The 18077-nt window shown below is 34.4% G+C and carries 13 protein-coding genes; 1 reads left to right on the top strand and 12 read right to left on the bottom strand.

The window, feature by feature from the left end:
* Positions 1 to 21 precede the first annotated feature (21 nt).
* From ACLTBU_RS09745 to ACLTBU_RS09690, 12 genes are all read right to left on the bottom strand, one after another.
* Positions 22 to 3237 carry an FtsX-like permease family protein gene (locus ACLTBU_RS09745; protein WP_412218715.1) on the bottom strand — a complete coding sequence of 1072 codons (3216 nt, stop codon included), beginning with the start codon at positions 3235 to 3237 and terminating at the stop codon, positions 22 to 24.
* The gene (locus tag ACLTBU_RS09740; RefSeq protein WP_249331208.1) at positions 3237 to 3941 is read right to left on the bottom strand and encodes an ABC transporter ATP-binding protein; all 705 of its coding nucleotides are present in this window, start codon (positions 3939 to 3941) and stop codon (positions 3237 to 3239) included. The genes ACLTBU_RS09745 and ACLTBU_RS09740 overlap by 1 nt, the downstream gene beginning before the upstream one ends.
* A gap of 439 nt (positions 3942 to 4380) precedes the next feature.
* On the bottom strand, positions 4381 to 6423 hold the full coding sequence (locus tag ACLTBU_RS09735) for an extracellular solute-binding protein (protein ID WP_412218713.1): 2043 nt from the start codon (positions 6421 to 6423) through the stop codon (positions 4381 to 4383).
* A 329-nt stretch (positions 6424 to 6752) separates the two neighbouring features.
* A complete protein-coding gene (locus tag ACLTBU_RS09730; protein ID WP_337528070.1) occupies positions 6753 to 7289 on the bottom strand; it encodes a hypothetical protein in 537 nt (178 codons plus the stop codon).
* A gap of 286 nt (positions 7290 to 7575) precedes the next feature.
* Positions 7576 to 8295 (bottom strand): MBL fold metallo-hydrolase, encoded by a 720-nt coding sequence (locus tag ACLTBU_RS09725; RefSeq protein ID WP_412218711.1) that lies wholly within the window; start codon positions 8293 to 8295, stop codon positions 7576 to 7578.
* A 129-nt stretch (positions 8296 to 8424) separates the two neighbouring features.
* Positions 8425 to 8703 carry a CD3324 family protein gene (locus tag ACLTBU_RS09720; protein WP_412218710.1) on the bottom strand — a complete coding sequence of 93 codons (279 nt, stop codon included), beginning with the start codon at positions 8701 to 8703 and terminating at the stop codon, positions 8425 to 8427.
* Positions 8704 to 9148: 445 nt separating this feature from the next.
* On the bottom strand, positions 9149 to 9805 hold the full coding sequence (locus ACLTBU_RS09715; protein ID WP_412218709.1) for an ABC-2 transporter permease: 657 nt from the start codon (positions 9803 to 9805) through the stop codon (positions 9149 to 9151).
* Entirely contained in the window at positions 9802 to 10671 is an 870-nt protein-coding gene (locus tag ACLTBU_RS09710; protein ID WP_412218708.1) for an ABC transporter ATP-binding protein, read from the bottom strand. The genes ACLTBU_RS09715 and ACLTBU_RS09710 overlap by 4 nt, the downstream gene beginning before the upstream one ends.
* 3 nt (positions 10672 to 10674) lie before the next feature.
* A complete protein-coding gene (locus ACLTBU_RS09705) occupies positions 10675 to 11049 on the bottom strand; it encodes a GntR family transcriptional regulator (RefSeq protein WP_412181836.1) in 375 nt (124 codons plus the stop codon).
* 409 nt (positions 11050 to 11458) lie between these two features.
* A complete protein-coding gene (locus tag ACLTBU_RS09700; protein ID WP_412218707.1) occupies positions 11459 to 12094 on the bottom strand; it encodes an alpha/beta fold hydrolase in 636 nt (211 codons plus the stop codon).
* Positions 12095 to 12436: 342 nt separating this feature from the next.
* Entirely contained in the window at positions 12437 to 13624 is a 1188-nt protein-coding gene (locus ACLTBU_RS09695) for an MFS transporter (RefSeq protein ID WP_412218706.1), read from the bottom strand.
* 198 nt (positions 13625 to 13822) lie between these two features.
* Positions 13823 to 16522: an alpha-mannosidase gene (locus ACLTBU_RS09690; protein WP_412181839.1), complete on the bottom strand. Its 2700-nt coding sequence runs from the start codon at positions 16520 to 16522 to the stop codon at positions 13823 to 13825.
* Between the two features lie 470 nt (positions 16523 to 16992).
* On the opposite strand from ACLTBU_RS09690, the gene ACLTBU_RS09685 reads away from it, so the two are divergent.
* Entirely contained in the window at positions 16993 to 18060 is a 1068-nt protein-coding gene (locus tag ACLTBU_RS09685; protein ID WP_177669138.1) for a GntR family transcriptional regulator, read from the top strand.
* Positions 18061 to 18077: the final 17 nt, after the last annotated feature.

Raw genomic sequence — 18077 nt, 5'->3', positions numbered from 1 at the left:
CTCTCTTAAGCTGCTGCTGATTTATTCTACCGACTTTAGTGACTCTACCATTTCAATCTTTTGCAATTTAAAATGCATCATAACATTGACTAACATAGCAAAAATAAAGGTTAAAAGAACTGCTGTTAGATAGCTTGGCCAATAGATTTCTCTACCAAACATCATTTCATCCATCTCTGCCGTTACAATAATAAATAAGAACAGCGCCTTCCCTAATAAAAGTCCAAATAAAGAACCTATTAAGGTAAGCATAATATTTTCTCTATAAATATACCCAGAGACTTTAAAGTCATTAAAACCTAATACCTTAATCGTTGCAATTTCTCTGTAGCGTTCACTAATATTAATGGTTGTTAAATTATAAAGGACAACAAAAGCTAATAGAGCTGCAGATACGATAAGAATAATAACTACAGTATCTAAGCTGGCTGTCATACTTTCAAAACTCCCTGCATGTTTCGTTGTAAAAGCAAAAGAAGTAATGTCCTCATTTTGTGTGAGCTCATTTGAAATGACCTCCTCTTGGTCCATACCTGCATCCGTAAGCTGAATCAAGAGCTGATTTACCCCCGGAGTTTGGCGTATAGCTGCTTGAGCATAAGCCCCTGACATATACACATAGTGGCCTATATAATTTTCCGCAATGCCTGCAACTTTCACGTCATAAATTTCTAGATGACTATTTTCAAGTTGAACAGTATCACCTACCTGTACATTTAAAGCTTTAGCTAATTTCTCAGAAAGAATAACTCCATCTTGATCTAAATTAAGTGGATTTTGAGATACTCTTTCTTGAAGCTTAATAAACTCAGGGAACTTCTCTATATCATGAATAACACGTAAAGTCGCAGTTCTATCTTCTTCACCATATAAAAGTTTAATATTTTCATGACTTACTTCCATGAAATTTTCTATATAAGCGCTACGCTGTAGCTTTTCTATGCCCTCTTCTTTCACTGTGACTTCTAAGTTATACTTAAACAGGTCACCGTATTGTCTATCTACAATACTTATAATGGACTCTTTTAATCCTAAGCCTGCAACCAGTAAAGCTGTACACCCTGCAATACCAATGGTAGTCATGAAGAATTTCTTCTTGTATCTAAAAATATTACGTGCTACAACCTTCTGGAAGAAGTTCATATGCTTCCAGATAAAAGGTATACGTTCTAAAAAAATACGCTTACCTGCTGGTGGCGCTTTGGGTCTCATAAGCTCTGACGGCTGCTCCTTAAGTTCTTTAATTGTGGTGAAAACTACCGCAAAAACAGTTAGGCATACCATAGCCAAAATAGCCGATAAAGCTTCGCTTGGATAAAATTTATTAAGGATAGGTGGCACCGTAAACATCATGCCATAGGCGTTATAAATGGTATTAGGGAAGACTTTAAAACCAATCGCAATCCCTAATAAACTCCCTAATACACTTGCCATTCCTGCATATAAAATATATTTACTCATAATCGAAAAGGTACTATACCCTAAAGCTTTATAAGTCCCCATAGTGATACGCTGTTCATCTACCATACGTGTCATAGTGGTTAAACATACAAGTGCTGCTACAACAAAGAAAAAGATAGGGAAGACCTCTCCAATACGCTCAATGGTCTCTGTGGCACTTTTATAATTGGCAAAACCATAATTGGCTTCTCTACCTAATACATAAACTTTTGGCTCTTTTAAATTCTCTAATTGCTCTTTTCCTTTTGCAATTTCTGCTTCAGCTTCTTTAAACTGCTTCTTGGCTTCTTCTTTAGACGTTAGATATTTTTCTTTACCTTGCTCAAGGCTAAGCGTTCCTTCTTCTAATTGTTGCTTACCCTCTGCTAAAGTCTTGTAAGTTACTTCTTTTTCCTGCTTAAGTTTTATTTTTTGCTCAGCTAGCTTACGCTTACCTTCCTCTAAAAGAATGCCTGACTCTAGAAGTGTTTCTTCTTGCGCTTTAAACTCCGCTAAACCTTTCTTATAAGCTTCTTCATTAACTTGTAAGACCTGTGTAAGACTTGCAATCTGTTCCTCTAAAACTTGCTTTTGCGCAAGTAAACTTTCCTGACCCATACCTTCTGTAAAAGCAAGCTGTTCTTCTATACTTTGAAGCTTATCCTTTAAAGTTTGTAACTGAGCTTTACCTTCAGTAAGCTGTATTTTCGCTTCATCTAATTGTTTTTTTATATTTTCCTTTTCAGCATTGAAAAGGGTAAGTCCTTGTTCATACTCTTTTTGATTGGCCTCAAGCTCTTCTTCTGCATCTTTAAGTGCTGCTTCTGCCTGTTTAAACCCTTGGTTAGCTTTTGCTTCACCATCTACTAGTTCTTGCTGCCTTTTTGCAATTTCCTTTTCCGCTTTTTCAAGTTCTAAGGCTACATCCGCTAACTCCCTATTGGCTTTTTCTTTTTCTTCTAAAAGCTTTGCCTCACCTTCTTCAAGTTCTAGCTTAGCTTCTGCTAGCAGCTTTTCATAACGCACTAAAGCCCTCTCTTCCATAATCGGTTCTAACTGCGCTTTAAAATTATCGACTAAATGGGTATACGCTTGGCTATAAGCATCCAGCTCTTGAGCCCCTTTTAGCGTAATAAAAAGTTCTGTGTATAGATCACTTTTAAAGTTTTCTTCCGGAATATAGATATAGCTTGCTACACTGCCGTTACCAATTTCAGCAGTACCTCTTTCAAAATGCATATAGTAAGGGGAGTTCATAACACCCACTACTGTGTATGTCTCATTGTTTAATACATCCCTTACTTCTTCATCTGTTCCAGTCGTTAAGGTAATGGTATCACCTATCTGAATAGGTAATCTCGTCAGCTTCGTTCCATCAATTAAGCATTCATTAGGCCTACTCGGCCATCTCCCCTCCACTAATTTCGGCTTATTAATGAGCTTTTCATCTTCTTGTGAAAGACTTCCTAAACTGTGTACCTTAATAACTTTTTGACTTCCCTCTATACGTGCTAACATATTCAAGCTATAGCTGCCCATAATTCGCTCTACCTGCTTCAGCTTACTAATGGCCTCCCTATCAGCTTTTTCTATACCTAATGTAGAAAGTACGCTAATATCCATCATTTGGTACTCATCCATATACTGGTCTGTTGTATCTTTCATCATAGGGCTACTTACCTTAATGCCAGCTAAAAAGGCTACACCTAAAGCTACAATAAGCATAATAGAGAAAAAGCGCCCTAAAGATTTTTGAATCTCCCTATAGGCATCTTTCATTAAAGACTTCTTTCGCATTACCATTCAATCCTTTCTACTGGTGTAGGTTCTGGATTGATGAGCATTTTCTCTACTTGACCATTTTTCATATAAATCACTTTATCACCCATTGGTGTAAGGGCTAAGTTATGTGTAATGACCACAACTGTCATATGCATTTCTCTACACATTTTCTGAAGCAAACTTAAAACAGCTTTACCTGTATTGTAGTCTAATGCCCCTGTTGGCTCATCACAAAGAAGCAGCTTAGGATTTTTAGCAATAGCTCTTGCTATAGCTACCCTTTGTTGCTCCCCACCTGAAAGCTGAGAAGGGAAATTATTTTTACGATCTTTTAATCCCACTGCATCTAAAATCTCTTCTATATCAAGTGGATTTTTAATAAGCTGTGTAGCTAACTCTACATTTTCTCTTACAGTTAAATTCTGCACTAAATTATAGAACTGAAAAACAAAACCAATATCATCCTTTCTATAATTAGTTAATTGCTTCTTATTAAAGTTACTAATGTTGACCTGATCCACAATTAAATCTCCAGACGAAGGGGTGTCCATTCCTCCTAGAAGATTCAGCACTGTACTTTTTCCTGCACCGCTTGTCCCTGCTATAATGACAAATTCTCCCTTATGAATATCAAAGCTTACACCATCTACAGCTTTGATGGTGACTTCTCCCATCTCATAAGTTTTCTTAATATCTTTAAAACTAATGTATGCACTCATGATGACTGTCCTTCCTTGTTGATTTAGCTTTTATTATAATCTTTTAGTCCTAAAAAGAAAACAGCTATTGTTTGGAAACCGTTTAGGACATCCTACCTATTCTCTTGCATCATCTTGACTAATGTGTTGGCTATCAATATATATAAGCTTCATAAGATTAGTGGGTGTTTGCCATTTGGATTCATTTGAATAGAGATCATAATAGTTTTTTGCTTTTCTCCTCCTAAAAAATCAATGCCATTGTCGCTTATTTGCTTTGCACTCCTTATGCATCATGGCAAAGAGGGACGAAGTCTTTTTAAGAGAACTCAATAAATGTTGCACTTAACTTGACACACTATAACTCTTAAACAAACAAAAAAATTAACCTCTATTAAGATTGGTGCAAAACTTTTAACACAGCATATAAAAAGAGGCACACTTTAAATGTGCCTCTTCTCTACTCTACCTCTACCTCAATGGTTACTTTTTCTTCATTGCCCACATAATCCACAACTGTAAGTTCTACAGGGTAAACGCCTTTTGTTGTCGTGTCTAAAGTAGATAAGTCTACTGTAACAAGATGTTTAATATTAATGCCATCTTTATCTACAGCTTCTTCTAGGAAATCTTCTCCCCATTGAATCTCGGAGACATCTTCATCTCTTTTAATTGTTCTATACTCTTCTTTAACTGTTAAAGTAGGCGCTATTGTATGATCTACATCATAAATAACGATATCGAATAGATTTACTGCAGTATTGTCTGATGAATCTTTAACTTCTACTGTAAGACCGCCTTGTTGAACCCCAACTTGATTAAAGTCTATCGCCTTAAAATCAATCATTGCTTGATTCAGATCAATCGGTCCATCTGCATTATCTACAACCTCTATATAGGCATCCCATGAAATATTTTGAGCGTCTGTCCCCTTAGCAAAGTCTAGCCTTTTAATAAGTTTAATCTTAGGTGCAATATTATCTCTAATTTCATTAGACTTAATAATCCTCATAATATCATTAATATAGTCTTCTAGAATACCTAAATTGGCTTCTATTGCAACCTCATATGTTGGCATACCATTCAAGCCATATAAGGAATCCCCCAAAATACTACTATATTTTCCGTAATAAATGTTTGTTAACTGGCTAAAATCATTTACTTTGGAGTGTTCTGCCATCCATTCAAAAGTCGTTAACATATCTGCACCTACTTCTTCATGGAAAAGATCTAAACCATATTGAGAAGCTTTTTCTTCGGATTCAATTTTTAAATAATCTGTTGCTTTTTCTCCACCACTTAATTCTTTATAATATGTACTAAAGTACAGTTTAAAGATTTTAATAGCCAGTTCAGTCTGTTCTTTAGATATACCTTTTAAAATACCTGCACAGTCTGCCGCTGTATTAGGCTGTTGATAACGTGGATCATCAAAATCCATACTATCGGGTCTTGGGAAAGGTACAATTCCTATAGAATCACCACGCTCTCCTACCTTAGTTGCGGCATTAATAATTTTCCAGTTAACATTGTTCGTAAATACTGTTTCACCATTTTCAAAATTTGTACATTGGGAATGCCATGCAGGTTCACTTCGATTAGGATCTGCTCGTTCACATGTTAAAAGCCCTTTGTCCATTAAACGCTCTATGTATTTTACGGCCTCTTTTGTTTCATCACTTGCCATTTCTAAACCCTTACTTGTATAAATCCCCCCACCATTAGAATGTGCAGCATGCAGTACGGCTTCTCTATAATCTGTCTGATAAGCTTCTATTCTCTTTTCTTTACGAATAGGTGCTTGTTTGTTTTGGAAATGAGCATCTATTTTAGCTAAGTAGTCTTCAAATACACTCCAGGTCCATTCTCCCTTTAAGAACAGATCAGTCGGATAAACAGTCTTACCATTTTCTTTAAGTGCATCTACTTCTTCTATATAATTAATGTTATAAATCAAAGGCCATCTTGGAACAAATTCCATCGTCTTATTCAGAAAGAAACGGTTGTCCATTATCTCATCCCACAGCATCCACTCATCATCTTCTTCAAATAAATATTCATATTCATTTAAAGACTGAAGAATATTTTGTGATAAAATAGCACCTTGACTCGTATTCCATAGCCAAGCAATATCACAAACAGGATCTCCTGCTAATACACTTTGCAGTAAAACTTCTGTTGGATTACCATCATATTCGATAAATTTCAATTCTACATTTAATTCATCTCTTACGACCTGCAACGCTTCTTCTGATGCCCTTAATCGATCTGGATCCATATAAGGTTCACCTGTAACGGGATCTTTTGCACTAGGGTCCACCTCTTTTACATTATGATGTCCCATCGTCACAATAGTAGGCGCTGTATTTTTTTTAACAGCCTCCTCCTTCTCTTCTCCTACTGTTTCTTTGTTTTCCTTAATTACTTGCTCTTGGGTGGTACACGCGGTTAATAAAATAGGACATAATACAGTCATCAGTAATGCATTTTTCCATTTCTTCATTCTATACCTCCTCAAATACTTGATGAATCTATAGAATAATTATATATTAATTTTATAATATTTCAAAATTTATTTAACTGCCTTTTTATTCTTATAAACAATATTTAAACGCATTTTTAATGAAAAAGAAAAGTAAGTAAATCTTCCCACTCTAGTAAATCCTATATTCTTTTAACTTGTTTCATAAACCTCTTATGATCTATGTAGCAAAACTTATGCCTAATAGATAATCTCAATCATTTCGTCTATAGCTTATTCTATTTGTAAATTTAACTGGCTCAATCCGTTAGTCTCATAAAAATAGAGAGCAAATTGCTCCCTATTATTCTTTATAAGATTTCAAAATATAAATCTATATAAGCTATCATTTGGTCACCTAATGTAAGATAGTAATAGACTGGGATAGCATACTCTGAGTAAATAATGTTCTTTGAATTTATAGCATTTTCATCCATTTCTCTCATTAATACTTGCTGATTTCTAATGCTCAGTAAATAACTGTTTAAGATAAGTTTAATCATATCAGCAGTATACATATCATCAAAAGAATCTTTGTAATTTGCCTTATGCGTATTTAAGTTTTTATTTACATTATCAAGCTCTTGGATGTAGAAGTCTAAAGTTTTATTAATTTGAAGTAACTCTTCTCCTGTAGAGTTAGAAGTAATGCTTATAGTCCCTAGATTTTTCCTTATCCTTTTTAAGTCATTATAAGATTTCATTAATTCATCTTTACCTTGTAAATTTTTAATTTTAGGACCTATTATGCTAAAACCCGTTATATCTTGTTGAGCATAAGCTATATGTGGGCTAAGTAATGCTCCTACCAATATTATCATAATAAATAGATTCAATGTTTTTTTCATTTTATTTAGCTCCCTTCCTACTCATCAGTATATCCATAACGTTTTTTCCTATGCTGTAAGGACTCATTTACCTTCTCAAAAGTCCCTCATTATACTCTCTGAATAACTCGATTAAAAAACAAAAGGCCTTACAACTCTTGAATGCTCAAGTTCTTGTAAGGCTTAATCTTTCATTTATCTAACTTTTTCAAAACACTCCCTTATTTGTGGCAAGGTGCACCGTATCGTGTTGAAATGAGTTTTTACTAAAAATAAAAATCATACAATTATTTTACAACTCTTAATATTAAATATTTTTAAGTGTTTTTAATATCTCATTTTCATATATTCCACCATGATAACATATTATTCTATAAATATCATAGCATAAAAACTTTTTAATAGACCTTTTAGCCTCTTCTATGTCTAAAGCATACTGTGGTAATGCAATAACTAATTCACCGTTTTCTACAACTAAAGCATCTCCAGATATTAATGATTTACTTTCTTTGTGATAAATTGATATATGACCTGGCATATGTCCAGGTGTAGCTATTATTTCAATTCCTCCACAAAACTCTAAATAATCTTTATCTTTTAATGTCACATCTACATTGCAACTCTCTACTGCTTCAAGAGTTTTATGAAAATAATTAGCTTGCTCTTTTTCCTCTTCTGCTAAAGAATCATATATGCTTTCAGCTTGTTGTAATCTTAAGGATTTCTTACTACCGTTAATATATGGCGCATCCTCTTCAGATGCTAATATCTGTATATGAGGATATTGTCTCTTAAATTCTGCTAACCCTCCCATATGATCAAAATCATGATGTGTTATAATTATTTTAGTTAAATTTTTTATATTAACCTCATTATTTATTGCAACATCCTCTATCAATTTTAAAAAATTAGGATATCCACAATCTATTAATACCATCTCATGTTCATCTTGTAAAATCACAGGATAAATAGTATCATTTTTTCCACCAAAATTAAAAGACACTTCTAATATATTTATCTTACTCATTCTAATCACTCCTAATAGTAATTTAACTCCTTAAATAGTATCATGTATCTGAAAGAAGTAGTTAGCCTAAAAATATTTATGTATTATTTTTTCCCACATACTAACCATAATCCTACATAATTTCATACTTTATTTATAATACATTTTATATTCCCTGATAATTTTCCTGATATTATTTTGAGTAAGATAATATTTATTTGCTAAATCCTTAACTGAACTTCCATTATTAAAGGAATTATAAATTTGTGTATTCCGTTCTATTAATTCATTTTTTAAACCACTATTTTCTCCCCAACTTTTCCTGTTTTCATTTTTTCTCGGTATATATAAATAAATTCCATCAACATACTGCTGAATTACCTTAATAACTTCCTTAGGTAATATATTTTGTGCATTTGTATACTTCATAGTTTTCGCTCCTATTTAATATTAATATTAAAAAAATATTAAAGCAAAACTGCACAAGACTATTTTTATTAAATCTCTTTTTTAAAATAGCTCCAAACAAAATATGTTCTGTGTTGTTACAGTCTTTGCTTGGAGCTTAATACAATAACCAGTTCTTGTGTTAAACTTTTCATCTCTTTTCTCCTAACTATTCAATTTATATATTCACCTAATTTTAAGCACTAAATACTAATTATTCAATAGGCCAAATTCAGTAAAAACCTCATTTATTTGTGATACGATTCATCGTGCTATTAGCACCTGCTACCCTTTTCTCGTGAAGTCCTTATTTCAAATATAATGATAAAAGATAGTACCATATTAAGTACTATCTCACTCAAGCGATTAACTATTTTATTGATGGAATACTCTGGTGTTAACTTCGTATTATGCTCATAATAAGAAATTAAAATTCTTTTCGCTTATATAGAGCAAGAGAGATGAAATAAGAACAAATAAACATTACCACACTCATAACAATACAAGCTATTCTGTAAATCATATTTACATTGTTTAAATGCTTCAAGTATGGTGTTAAAATTGCACTTCCACCAACAAATAAACCTATGGTAATTACAACAGAAATAATCAGCATGATCTCTGATTTATCTGCTCCAAATTTTAAGACCAATGGATACAAAAGTGCTGGAACTAAAAGAGCAAATGTAATTCCAAAACTGTATCCATAGCCTACTCTTTCTAAGTTCAATGGTTGAGCTGAAATAAGTGAAAATAATAATACGGTAATTGTGGCCAGTAAAATTCCTATAATGGAAAAAATCAGAAAGGAAATGTATCTTGCCATTACAACATTACATATTTTTAAAGGTAAAGTTCTTTCATATTTACTCCATTTTGAAGTGCTATCTTTTTGAAGGGCAGTACCAGTTAAACCTACAAACGCTCCTATTTGTCCTAGTATCAATATTGGTAAAAAGACATCATCGCTCGGAAATCGTGCTGCTCCCATTATGACCGCAACATTTATAACCATGCAAAAAGCTATGGTCCATTTTAAAGCACTGCCCACTGAATAGAAATTATTTCTTATTAAACCTTTCATTTTGTTTGTTCTCCTTTTGTAATAAGTGGTAAAATTTCATCAATGCTTGTTTCATCTAAAATAACATTGGGATATTTTTTTGAAAAGCTAATTTTATCCGAGATTAAAACATCAATTTGTAAACCTCTTTGTCTGTAAGAAACATATTCAGATTTTTGAAGTTTATCAAAATCTTTTTGTTTCATGCGGGCAATACCATAATCATAAATTAAAGTATCCTTGCTTTCTGTTAAAATAATTTTACCATCATCAATAACCGTAATATAGTCGGCAATTTTCTCAAGATCACTGGATATATGCGATGATATTAAAATAGAATTATTCTCATCTTCTACAAAGTCTAGAAATAGATCTAGTATTTCTTCTCGTACAACAGGGTCAAGTCCAGCTGTGGCTTCGTCTAAAATTAAAAGTCTCGCTTTATGAGAAAGAGCAATACTAATGGATAATTTCATAGTCATACCACGAGAAAATGTTTTTATCTTTTTATCACTTGGAATTTTAAATTTTTCGAGATAGGAAAAAAATAACTCTTTATCCCAATTTATATATATGTCTCTTAAAACCTTTTCTAGCTTTTTCGCCGTTAATTCCTCGTGAAAATTAGCGGCATCAAATACGACACCAATATCTTCTCGAATAGAAGTGGTATCATTAGTCATATCGCAACCAAAAAATTTTACTACACCGCTATCCTTTTTTATTATATTTAAGATTGAATTAATTGTTGTACTTTTCCCAGCACCGTTTTTTCCCACAAATCCCATAATAGAACCTTTAGGTATACTAAAAGTCACATTATCTAATTTGAAATCCGTATTTTTATAAGCTTTACAAAGATTTTCAACTTTTAAACTGTATTCCATTTATTAATTCTCCTCATAAAATATTTTAAGTAGTTCTGTTATTTTTTCTAATTTAATACCGTTAGTGCGAGCAATATCAGCCGCTATCATTAAATGCTCTTCAATTTGTTTTTGCTGCTCTTCTTGTATAAAATCTTTATTTTGAGCAGCTACGAAGCTTCCTCGTCCAACGGTGGTTTCAATAAAACCATCTCTAGTTAAATCCTCATAAGCCTTTTGAACTGTGATTACACTAACATGAATTGTTTTAGCAAGTGAACGCATAGACGGGATTGGGTCTCCTGTTTTTAACTCTCCACTCATAATCATAGCTTTCATTTGTGATGTTATCTGTTCGTAGATTGGCTTACTTGTATTACTACTGATTATAATTTCCACAGAGCATCTCCTTATGTTATATATTGTACTTATTGTATAAGTACAATATATATAATTAAAACTATCTTGTCAAGACATCAAAATAGCAGTCTATATTTCAAGCCTGCTAGCAAGTCTGTCAAAGAGTATATAAATACTCTCTAGCCAGCAAATATCTATTTTAAACCTTATATTAATTTCCCCCTACATGGTCATGGTGATTTTCAATACAATCTCCCTCACCCATAAATTGTGTCACAAATAAAAAAAGAAGCATCCTTATTGGACGCTTCCTCTGAATGTGCTATGTAGTTAATCGTAATTTTAACAATCATCCTATGCAGTAGATTTTTCTTCTCCTATTTTCAAAAATAGAATTTTTAGTTTTATATTCTTAAAGGTCTACTATTCTATATTCAATTTTCCAATACTAAAATCTGGAGTTTGTTCTATCCAAAAAAGTATTTAGTATCTGTCCTAATTCTTTAGGAGCTTCCATATTTACCTCATGTCCTGCATTTTTAATAAAGGTAATTTCTGTGTTTGGTATCTGTTTGCTCAGTTGTAGTGAAGCCTTTTTATTTGCTATGTCTTTTTCTCCACAAACAATAAAAACAGGGCAGGTAATTTTTTGTAACTCATGCTGAAAATCTAAATCTAACATTGACTTTATCAAATTGATACAGTCTTTCTTTCCCAAACCTATTTCCGTGAACATTCGGTTAGGCATGAGATGAAAAACGATATTTTGAAATTTCAACAAGCCTTTAGGCATAGTATATTGAGTGCCTATGAGTACCAAAGAATTTACTTTTGTAGGATTTTTAATTACATATTCTAATGCAAGAATACCACCTAATGACAATCCACATATGTTAAATGGCTCTGAAAGCTCCGTACAATATTCAGAAAATGCTTGATACAAATTAGCATAACTAACTTCTTTATCCTGAAGTAAATCAAATAAATTAGGACAAAGAATATCCAATTTATTTTCCATGCTAGCAACAGTATTATTCCAACTTGAAGAAGTTTGTCCTAAACCATGAAGTAGGATATTTTTCACATTTTTACCTCCTTTCAAATTCTAATTTATCTACTTATATATCATCTATTTTATCATAATACCCTGTAAACACTCTACACTTGCATTTAATATTATATTAAATCAATCCATATTTTCGCTGTGTGGTACGGTCTATGGCTCTTTAGTGCAACCTTCTTTACATCTAGCTACTACTAACTACTTTTATTTCCTACACTCAGTAAATCTAAAAAAGGGTCGCCTTTATTTGTGATACGTTTCACCATTATTGATTCTATACTCTATACTTTTATTTTTTAATATAAACTAAGACTCAAAAGTTATGTACTTCTATAACCCTTGAGTCTTTTCCTCTATAAAGGATTAACCTTTACTTTGTATATTTAGTTTTTTAAGTAACATCACACCTATAACAAGCATAATCGGGAAAACAATCGCTACGAGTAGTCCTGCTTTAAGGCCTAGGCCTACTGCATCTGATACAACACCCGCTATCCAAGGACCTACTGCTGCTCCTATATCTCCAAAAATGGCAAGCATACCAAACATGGCTGTCCCGCCCATTGGGTAAGTCGCTGAAGTTAGACTAAATGTTCCAGGCCACATTAAACTTACTGATAAACCGGTCACCGCACACCCCAAAAGAGAAATAAAAGGATTCTGCACAAAAATAGTTACTGCGTAGCAAATGACACATAAGATACCACTTGCCATAAGGGCACGATTTAGATTAATTTTATGCCCCCATATCCCATAAATACTACGCCCAATTCCCATAAGCACTGCAAAAAGGCATGGTCCTAATAAATCCCCTACTACCTTTGGAACTTGTAAGCCTTTCTCTGCAAAAAGTGAAGACCACTGAGACATAGTAATCTCAGATGCTCCAGCACAAAGCATAAGAAGTAAGGCAATCACAAAGCCACGTGTAGAAAGCAACTCACCAATACTCATAGTCGGCGCATCTTCTTGTGGCTCTATAATCGGTACTTTAAGGAAATTCCTGATGTTGTAAAGTGGAATGAATGCCCATAAAATCGGTAATACAAACCAATAAGAAGAGCCAATGACTTTAAGTAAAAGTGTTGTAAGAAGTACAACGCCTACTTGCCCCCAGCAGTAGAAAGAATGCAAAAGGCTCATAGCTGAAGCCTTCTCATCTCCTGGTAAGAACTCTACAATAGGGCTTACGAGTACTTCAATGATTCCGCCTCCAATAGCATAAATCATAACAGCCACTACAAGTCCCATATAAGGCGTCGGCATAATAAACGGTAATACGCCTAAACTCATTAGCCCCAGACTACAAAAGATATGAGCTATTACAGCAGCCTTACGGTAGCCAATACGGTCTACATATTTAACAGATAAAATATCTGCTACAATCTGAGTTCCAAAGTTAATTAAAATTAATCGACCAATCATCTCAAAAGAAATATGATACTGATCCTGGAAAATAACAAAAAGTAACGGTGCTAAATTAACGACGATAGCCTGTGTAATATATCCCAAGTAACAAGCACGCAAAGTATGTTTGTATGTATATCTCACTTCTTATTCCCCTTTATTGTTTTTATTGATTATTTTTATTTATTCTTCTATATAATTGAAACCATTTCATTCTCTTATTAAATATTCTTAAAGTACGCCTTATATGTTTTCCTTTCCTCTTTCTCCATTGGGGCTGTTTCTCCTACTCCTCTTCCCCCATAAAAAAAGGGCTGTTTATACAGCCCTCCTTATTTTTTATTATTTACCAAAACCAAGTGTAATGATTTGGTATGGTTTTACTGCTACAGTATGGTCTACTGCACCGTGGTTTTCTTCAAGAAGGTTACTCATGTACATTGGCATATCTGCTTCAAGTGTTAAGTTTTCTTCTTGATCACTTACAGAATACCATCTTGTTACGATGTCACCTGTTTCTTTGCTTACTTTAAGTGATGAGTACATTGTGCTCATAGCAGCTTTTGGAGCGATAATTGGAGCGTACTCTTTAACAGCGCCTTCTTTAACTACTGTTTGCATTGCTGCAAATGGAATTTGGAATTGGTATGCTTCAACATATGAAGCGTATACATCATCACCAGCTCCGTGAGGAATGATTTCGAACTCAACTTCTTGGTGACCTAAGCATTGTGCTTCTGGTGTTGGGAATACACCCCAGTCTCCAAGTTCACGTGTACCTCTATGGATTGTTAAAGCAATTGTGCTCATACCATCACGAAGAAGTTCGTATTCGTTAAGCCCTTTATTGGCTACTGTTAAACCAACATTTTCATCATGTACGTTGATGAATGCTTGTTGATGTTGTGCATTACATGGGTTTCTCCATTCTTTGCTTGGAACTGTGTCACGTTTTGCAACTTCAAAGATAGAATCTGCATAGTGGAATGGTGAATCAATGTTTGTTGTAAATAATGCACGTACTCTATGGTCAAGTGCTTGGTTGTTGAAGCTTGTTTTTACTTTAACACCTCTTGAAAGTCTTTCAAGTGTGTAAACTGTTGTGATTTCCATTGGAATGGTTTCTTCAACTCTTTGAGCTTTTCTTCCAGTGAACCAAACTAACTCTCTCATTTCTTTATCAAGCTGTTCATTTGCTGATTTTGGAATGTTGATTGTTACCTTTGTTTCAATAGCAGCTACATGTGGAAGATTTTTCACCACGCGAATTTCAGCCTTAGCATCTTTTGATGTAATTGGCTTTTCACCAAGTGGCATGAAGTAAACGTATTCGTTACCAAGATCACCATGATCTTCGTAGATGCATTGTTCTTCGAATACTTTTCCTGTTGCTTTATGTGTAATGGTAATAGAACCGTTGTCTTCTACTTTTGCACTTAAGAAGTCATTTTCTAAAATGCATCCATCTTTTACTAAGCTGCCTTCTTCTGCTGCTTTTTCAGCAACTGGAATAAGGGCAAGTCTCTTAATATCAAATGCAGCAAGTTTTTCAATTTCAACTGTTACTTTTAGTTCTTGACACATATATGGTTGTCTGAATTTATCTTTTGGAAGGTCATAACCAAAGTGTAAGCCTAACTCTTCGATTTCACCTTTTAATTCATTACCATTCTCATCAACAATTTTGTATGTTGGTACTTTAGCCTCTTTTGCATCATCAATTGCACCTTGTACATAACCTGGTCCAAAGTATTTTTTAGCTACTTCAAGTTTGAATTCTACTAAACCTGATTTTTCCCAACCTGTTGGGTTAACAACGAAGAATGGTTCAGCTTCTTCACTAATGTTTTTGAATTTCATTGTGTCTAATTGAGCTTTAATATAAGCCATTGCTTCATCAATAATGTGAAGTGCAACTTGTTCAGCTTTTTCAAAACGAGATACCATTTCTCTATGTACCTCATCCACGCTACAACCACAGATACTATCATGTGGATGATTTTGCATAAGTACTTTCCAACCATATGTGAATAAGTGATGTGGATAATCCATACCCATTTTGCTAGCGATTGCTGCAATTGGTTCTGCTACTTTTTCAAATAATGTTTGGCATTTAGCATTCATTTGTTTTAAGTAAATACGTGCAGATGCAGTATTTGCAAGTGTACCAAATCCATCTGTTTGTTGGCTTCTAAGCTCACCATGGATTGTTACTAAGTTATCTGGAAGTTCCGCTTTAATAGCTTCAATATAATCTGGGAAGTTTGAGTGAATGAACTCAACATCTTTGTAGAATTCCTTAGCATTGTTTAAAGCTTCGCTTAAATCTGTTTGAACTGGTTGGTGGTCACAGCCGTTCATGAATAGCATATGATCTGTTGAAGCAAAGTGCGCTGCACCAGCAAGTTTTTGATCCCAGTATTTTACAAGCTCTTCTTTATCTGTTGGTACTTCCATACCATTACAGTACCAGTTCGCAAAAAGTACACCAAGTACTTTTGATCCATCTGGACTTTCCCAGTACATTTCTGAATATGGAGATTCGAAAGCTTCTCCGCTTACTTCGTTGTTGAAACCAGTTGGTTTAACACCACGACCGAATACTGCTGTTTCGATACCTGCTTGTTGTAACATTTGAGGAGCTTGCCCCATGTTACCAAATGAGTCTGGGAAGTAACCTACTTTACATACATCCCCGTACATTTTTGCATCATCATGACCTACTTGTAAGTTACGAACGTTCGCTTCACTACTTGTAAGCCATTCGTCTTGAAGAATGTACCAAGGTCCGATGTGGATACGGCCTTCTTTGATCATTTTTGTAAGGATTTCTTTTTTCTCTGGTCTTACTTGAAGGTAGTCTTCTAAAATGATTGTTTGACCATCTAAATGGAAACTCTTATATTCTGGATCTCTTTCAAGTGTATCTAATAAAGTATCCATAAATTCAATAAGAAGCATGTGATGTTTTTCATATGGTAAGTACCACTCTCTATCCCAGTGTGTATGTGAGATAACGTGTGCTTTTTTAGTTTGTTTCATGACGCCCTCCTAGGTGTGAATTAAGGTTTTCTATAGCTAGATTTTAGAGGAAAAATGACTTATAATCAATGCTACTAGGAGAAAAAAATGATAAAGTTGGTATACTTGATATATTAAGTAAGCGGGCTTTGGGGAGTGGCAGATGGGATAGTCTGGGATGGTCCTTCAGCTTCTGTCTCATAGCCCTAAGAAAGACTAAGCTCAAGAGTCTTATGAACGCTCTAAACTCGCTTCGCTCAAACAGTAGAGCTAACAACCATAAGCCTCTTTTCGCTAAGTCTTTCTAAAGTTCTAATCGAAGGAAGCTTACAGACCATCCCTCCCTATCCTTTTGCCACACGAGCGCTCTCGTAAAGGGGGTGTCGTATAGAGAGGGGTGGGTATCAAGTATGGGGATGAGATGCTTAATTACTTGAAGGGTACCTACTAACGCGTGTGTGCTGATTTTTTTAAGAAAGGAGTGGATTCTTATGCCTGGTGAACCACTTTATATGAGTATGCGTAAATATTTGCTAGAGATTATTGAAAACAATAAGCATACGCCTGATTTTAAGTTACCGTCTGAAAATCAGCTTGCACTTAAATTTAATGCAAGTCGTATTACGGCTAAAAATGCTATTTTATCTCTTGAGAAAGATGGTCTTATTTACCGCAAACAAGGAAAAGGAACTTTTATAGCGCCAAAGGCTAGTGAATTTGAACGCTTAAAGTCCGAGAAGCAAAATCCTATGATTTGTTTTATTGTACCAGGTGTAGGCGGAAAATTTATTGGTAAGATACAAGAAGGTATTCAAGCTTTTGCACTTCTTCACAATCTGAATTTAAGTATTATGGTAACGGGCGGTAATCAAAAAACGGAAGAGGAAATGATCCGCGCTGCTACTCAAAATAATTGTAAAGGACTCATTATTTATCCTTCCGATAATAATGTGTATAATAAGGAAATTCTAAAACTCAGCCTTAATAACTTCCCTGTTGTCCTTGTAGACCGCTATTTAACAGGGCTTGACTTAAGCTATGTCGCCTGCGATCACTTTACCGCTGCTTATCACGGTACGCAGCACCTTATAGAAAAGGGGCATACCCGTATCGGCTTTATGAGTCAAGATCCCCACCTTGTCAGTTCTGTCCTTGAGCGCAGCCGTGGCTACCAGAAAGCACTTATTGACCATGTAGGCGGATTTGACTCTAAGCTTCAGCTCATTTGTGACCATACTGCACCTGACTTTGCTGAGACTTTTGATCGTTATCTTAAATCTAATCCTGACCTTACAGCTCTTATTACTACAAGTACAGGATATGGTCTTAAGATCGTTCCTTTCCTTCAGGAACAAGGTATACGTATTCCTGAAGATTTGGCACTTATGCTTTTTGACAATGAGTTTGAAGACTACTTGCACCTTCTCTCCTTTAGACCACTTATTATTGATCAAAATCCTTTTGATATAGGGGTTAAAGCAGGTGAACTCCTCTACCGCCTACTCTATAAAAATCCAAAGCCTAAAAAGGTTCTACTTAAAGAGACCATTATTGAATAGGTTAAAGATTATAGGGA

It is taken from the genome of Zhenhengia sp. (assembly GCF_046966505.1).
Classification (GTDB): Bacteria; Bacillota; Clostridia; order Lachnospirales; family Cellulosilyticaceae; genus Zhenhengia; species Zhenhengia yiwuensis.
Note: the sequence above shows the minus strand (reverse complement) of the source record. Positions and strands in the feature narration are given on the sequence as shown.